Below are 4,799 nucleotides of genomic sequence, written 5' to 3'. Positions count from 1 at the left end.
AAAGAATAAACAAATGAAAAAATATGATTTATAGATATATATAGACTGCTGTTAATGTCACTTACATCAAGCGGGAGCACTACTGAACAGGCCCCGCCACGAATCGAAGGAAGCGTTGCTCATGTTGGTTGTCTCGGTAGGTGGTAGCCCAAGTACCCGTTCCCGCTCCGGCGTGTTGCTGGAGCGTTCACGCCAGTGGCTGCAAGAGCGTGGGGTCGAGGTCGTGACCTTTCAGGTCCGCGAGTTTGCCGCCGAAGACCTCCTCCATGCGCGCTTCGACAGCCCGCAGGTGCAGCACTTTCAGCAGCTGGTAGCGCAGGCCGATGGCCTTATCGTCGCCACCCCGGTGTACAAGGCGTCGTTTGCCGGCGCCCTGAAGACCCTGCTCGATCTGCTGCCCGAGCGCGCTCTGGAACACAAGGTGGTGCTGCCAATCGCAACCGGCGGCAGCATCGCCCACATGCTGGCGGTGGACTACGCCCTCAAGCCCGTGCTGTCGGCACTCAAGGCGCAAGAGACCCTGCAAGGGATCTTCGCCGACGACAGCCAGATCGCCTATGGCGAAGGCAGCGCCCCGGCGCAGCTCGCGGCCAGCCTCGAAGCGCGCCTGCTGGACTCGCTCGACACGTTTCACAGCGCCTTGGTTCGCCGGCCACAACCGGTCGCCCCAGGCGTGCTCAATGAACGCTTGATCAGTGCTCGCTGGAGCATCTGAAGCCACACGTTTTTCCACCTTACTCGCCCGTCAACGAGGCAAGCAGGTGCAACCCGAACCCTATACGTCTTGGAGAGCGCCATGCGCACAGTCTTCTTGCGTCGCGGTCTGGTCGCCCTGTTTGCGGCGGCTGTATCCTTCGGCGCCATTACTCAAGCCCAGGCCGAGAGCCTGCGCATCGGTTATCAGAAATACGGCACGCTGGTGCTGCTCAAGGCCAAGGGCACGTTGGAAAAGCGCCTGGCCGAGCAAGGCATTCAGGTGCAGTGGACCGAATTCCCCGGCGGCCCGCAGCTGCTTGAAGGGCTCAACGTCGGCTCGATCGACTTTGGCGTCACTGGCGAAACGCCGCCGGTGTTTGCCCAGGCCGCCGGCGCCGATCTGCTCTACGTCGCCTACGAGCCGCCAGCGCCGCACAGCGAAGCGATCCTGGTGCCGAAGGGCTCCACGGTGCAGTCGGTAAAAGACCTCAAGGGCAAGAAAGTCGCCCTCAACAAAGGCTCCAATGTGCACTACCTGCTGGTGCGTGCGCTGGAAGATGCCGGCCTCAAGTACAGCGATATCCAACCGGTTTACCTGCCGCCCTCAGATGCCCGCGCCGCGTTCGAGCGTGGCAGCGTCGACGCCTGGGTGATCTGGGACCCGTACCAGGCCGCCGCCGAAAAGCAGCTGCAGGCGCGTACCCTGCGTGACGGCCAGGGCCTGGTCGACAACCACCAGTTCTACCTGGCGACTCGCGACTATGCGACCCAGCACCCGGCGGTGATCAACACCTTGATCGAAGAAGTCCGCGCGGTTGGCCAGTGGTCCCAGGCCAATCCGCAGGAGGTCACCGATCAGGTCGCACCGCTGCTGGGCCTGCCGGCCGACATCACCCTGACCTCGGTCAAACGTCAGGGCTACGGCGCAGCGCCGCTGACCCCCGAAGTGGTCGCGGCACAACAGAAAATTGCCGACACCTTCCAGGCGCTCAAGCTGATCCCCAAGCCGCTGAGCATCAAGGACGTGATCTGGACACCCCCGGCCAAGGTCGCAACTGCGCCTTGATTGATCTGCCTGCGCCGGGGCGCCGCTCCGGCTTGAGCCACCTTTGAGGAGACAACTCCAGTGAGCCTTAATATTTTCTGGTTCCTTCCAACCCACGGTGACGGCAAGTACCTGGGTACTTCCGATGGCGCCCGTGCGGTCGACCACGGTTACCTGCAACAGATTGCCCAGGCGGCGGACCGCCTTGGTTTCGGCGGCGTGCTGATCCCGACCGGACGCTCCTGCGAAGACTCCTGGCTGGTGGCCGCGTCGCTGATCCCGGTCACGCAGAACCTGAAGTTTCTGGTCGCGCTGCGTCCCGGCATCATTTCGCCGACCGTGGCGGCGCGTCAGGCAGCCACGCTGGATCGGCTGTCCAATGGCCGGGCGCTGTTCAACCTGGTCACTGGCGGTGATCCGGATGAGCTGGCCGGCGATGGCTTGCACCTCAACCACCAGGAGCGTTACGAAGCCTCGGTCGAGTTCACCCGTATCTGGCGCAAAGTGCTCGAAGGCGAAAACGTCGACTACGAAGGCAAACACATTCAGGTCAAGGGCGCCAAGCTGCTCTACCCACCGATCCAGCAACCACGTCCGCCGCTGTACTTCGGCGGCTCTTCGGAGGCCGCGCAGGACCTGGCTGCCGAGCAGGTCGAGCTGTACCTGACCTGGGGCGAACCGCCTGCAGCAGTGGCCGAGAAGATCGCCCAGGTGCGCGAGAAGGCCGCCGCGCAAGGCCGCGAAGTGCGCTTCGGCATCCGCCTGCATGTGATCGTGCGGGAAACCAACGAAGAAGCCTGGGCCGCCGCCGACAAGCTGATCTCGCACCTGGACGACGCCACCATTGCCCGTGCCCAGGCCTCGCTGGCGCGCTTCGACTCGGTTGGCCAGCAACGCATGGCCGCTCTGCACGGCGGCAGCCGCGACAACCTTGAAGTCAGCCCCAACCTGTGGGCTGGGGTTGGCCTGGTGCGCGGCGGTGCTGGCACTGCGCTGGTCGGCGATGGCCCGACCGTGGCAGCGCGGGTCAAGGAATACGCAGCGCTGGGCATCGACACCTTCATCTTCTCTGGCTACCCGCACCTGGAAGAGTCATACCGCGTGGCCGAGCTGCTGTTCCCGCACCTGGATGTACAGCGCCCGGAGCAACCGAAAGCGGGTGGCTACGTCAGCCCGTTTGGCGAGATGGTCGCCAACGACATCCTGCCCAAGTCCGTGTCGCAGAGCTGAGGACCGGACCATGAGTCGTGCAACCTCATCCACCCTGGCTCAGCGCCTGGCCCCCTGGGCACTGCCGGTACTGCTGCTGGCGATCTGGCAACTGGCGGTCAGCGCTGGCTGGCTGTCGACGCGCATCCTGCCCGCCCCCAGCGCAGTGGTCAGCGCTGGTGTCGAGCTGGTACGCAGCGGCGAGATCTGGACTCACCTGGCCATCAGCGGCTGGCGTGCAGGGCTGGGTTTTGCCATCGGCGGCAGCATCGGCCTGGTGCTGGGCTTTATCACCGGCCTGTCGAACTGGGGTGAACGCCTGCTCGACAGCTCGGTGCAGATGATTCGTAACGTGCCGCACCTGGCGCTGATCCCACTGGTGATCCTGTGGTTCGGTATCGATGAGTCGGCGAAGATCTTTCTGGTCGCGCTGGGCACGCTGTTCCCGATCTACCTGAACACCTACCACGGTATCCGCAACGTTGACCCGGCCCTGGTGGAAATGGCCCGCAGCTACGGCCTGTCCGGCTTCAGCCTGTTCCGCCAGGTGATCCTGCCGGGTGCGCTGCCATCGATTCTAGTCGGTGTGCGCTTTGCTCTGGGCTTCATGTGGCTGACCTTGATCGTCGCCGAAACCATCTCGGCCAACGCCGGTATCGGTTACCTGGCGATGAACGCCCGGGAGTTTCTGCAGACCGACGTGGTGGTGCTGGCAATCGTGCTCTACGCCGTGCTCGGCAAGCTTGCTGACCTCGCCGCCCGCGGCCTGGAACGCGCCTGGCTGCGCTGGCACCCGGCCTATCAAGTGGCCAAGAAGGAGGGCGCATGACCGTGCTCAAGGAACAACCGCCGCGCTTGCTGCGTGGCATCCCGCTGGCCACCCAGGGTGTGCGCAAAAGCTTTGGCCAGCGCGAAGTGCTGCGCGGCATTGATCTGCACATCCCGGCCGGGCAGTTCGTCGCCATCGTGGGCCGCAGTGGCTGCGGCAAGAGCACCTTGCTGCGCTTGCTGGCGGGCCTCGACCAGCCCACCGGCGGCCAGTTGCTGGCCGGCGCTGCGCCGCTGGCCGAGGCCCGCGAAGAAACCCGCTTGATGTTCCAGGACGCGCGCCTGCTGCCATGGAAAAAGGTCATCGACAACGTCGGCCTCGGCCTCAAGGGCGACTGGCGGCAAAAGGCGCTGGACGCACTGGAAGCCGTTGGCCTGGCCGACCGCGCCAATGAGTGGCCAGCGGCGTTATCTGGCGGGCAGAAGCAGCGTGTGGCCCTGGCCCGCGCACTGATTCACCAGCCACGCCTGCTGCTGCTCGACGAGCCACTTGGGGCGCTGGATGCGCTGACCCGGATCGAGATGCAGCAACTGATCGAACGCCTGTGGCGCCAGCATGGCTTCACCGTGCTGCTGGTCACCCATGACGTCAGCGAGGCGGTTGCCGTGGCCGACCGGGTGATCCTGATCGAAGACGGTGCGGTCGGCCTCGACCTCAACGTCGAGCTGGCGCGGCCCCGGGTGCGCGGCTCGCACCGTCTGGCCGCACTGGAAAGCGAAGTTCTCAACCGAGTTTTGTCTGTACCGGGCGCTGCGCCCGAGCCGGACCCTGTAGCACCTTTGCCCACGCAGTTGCGTTGGGCTCACTGAACCCTGAAACCAGCACAAAGGAATCACACCATGACTATCAAAGCGATCAACGTCCGCAACCAGTTCAAAGGCACTGTGAAAGAAATCCTCGAAGGCCCGGTATTGTCGGAAATCGACGTGCAGACCGCCTCCGGTGTGGTCACCTCGGTGATCACCACGCGTTCGGTAAAAGAGTTGGAATTGCAGGTGGGCAGTGAAGTGATTGCCTTCG

At 64.1% G+C, this 4,799-nt stretch carries 6 protein-coding genes; all 6 read left to right on the top strand.

Annotated elements, in window-relative coordinates; genetic code table 11:
- Positions 1 to 121: 121 nt before the first annotated feature.
- Positions 122 to 715, top strand: a complete 594-nt coding sequence (ssuE, locus tag IDM28_RS21540) for an NADPH-dependent FMN reductase (protein WP_101322561.1) — start codon at positions 122 to 124, stop codon at positions 713 to 715.
- An 81-nt stretch (positions 716 to 796) separates the two neighbouring features.
- On the top strand, positions 797 to 1,762 hold the full coding sequence (locus IDM28_RS21535) for a sulfonate ABC transporter substrate-binding protein (RefSeq protein WP_101322560.1): 966 nt from the start codon (positions 797 to 799) through the stop codon (positions 1,760 to 1,762).
- Between the two features lie 60 nt (positions 1,763 to 1,822).
- Positions 1,823 to 2,971 (top strand): FMNH2-dependent alkanesulfonate monooxygenase, encoded by a 1,149-nt coding sequence (gene ssuD, locus IDM28_RS21530; protein WP_101322559.1) that lies wholly within the window; start codon positions 1,823 to 1,825, stop codon positions 2,969 to 2,971.
- 10 nt (positions 2,972 to 2,981) lie between these two features.
- On the top strand, positions 2,982 to 3,779 hold the full coding sequence (ssuC, locus tag IDM28_RS21525) for an aliphatic sulfonate ABC transporter permease SsuC (RefSeq protein WP_101322558.1): 798 nt from the start codon (positions 2,982 to 2,984) through the stop codon (positions 3,777 to 3,779).
- The gene (gene ssuB / locus IDM28_RS21520) at positions 3,776 to 4,588 is read left to right on the top strand and encodes an aliphatic sulfonates ABC transporter ATP-binding protein (RefSeq protein ID WP_181108090.1); all 813 of its coding nucleotides are present in this window, start codon (positions 3,776 to 3,778) and stop codon (positions 4,586 to 4,588) included. The genes ssuC and ssuB overlap by 4 nt, the downstream gene beginning before the upstream one ends.
- Positions 4,589 to 4,618: 30 nt before the next feature.
- On the top strand, positions 4,619 to 4,799 hold a 181-nt coding region (locus tag IDM28_RS21515), incomplete at its 3' end, for a molybdopterin-binding protein (RefSeq protein ID WP_188036836.1).

The organism is Pseudomonas sp. EZ-C24 (assembly GCF_014525325.1).
Classification (GTDB): domain Bacteria; phylum Pseudomonadota; class Gammaproteobacteria; order Pseudomonadales; family Pseudomonadaceae; genus Aquipseudomonas; species Aquipseudomonas shirazensis.
Note: the sequence above shows the minus strand (reverse complement) of the source record. Positions and strands in the feature narration are given on the sequence as shown.

What these genes read in the sequence shown, in the direction of transcription:
- ssuE (WP_101322561.1), top strand. Translation starts at nt 122, where the DNA reads ATGTTGGTTGTCTCGGTAGGTGGTAGCCCAAGTACCCGTTCCCGCTCC.
- ssuB (WP_181108090.1), top strand. Translation starts at nt 3,776, where the DNA reads ATGACCGTGCTCAAGGAACAACCGCCGCGCTTGCTGCGTGGCATCCCG.
- ssuC (WP_101322558.1), top strand. Translation starts at nt 2,982, where the DNA reads ATGAGTCGTGCAACCTCATCCACCCTGGCTCAGCGCCTGGCCCCCTGG.
- IDM28_RS21535 (WP_101322560.1), top strand. Translation starts at nt 797, where the DNA reads ATGCGCACAGTCTTCTTGCGTCGCGGTCTGGTCGCCCTGTTTGCGGCG.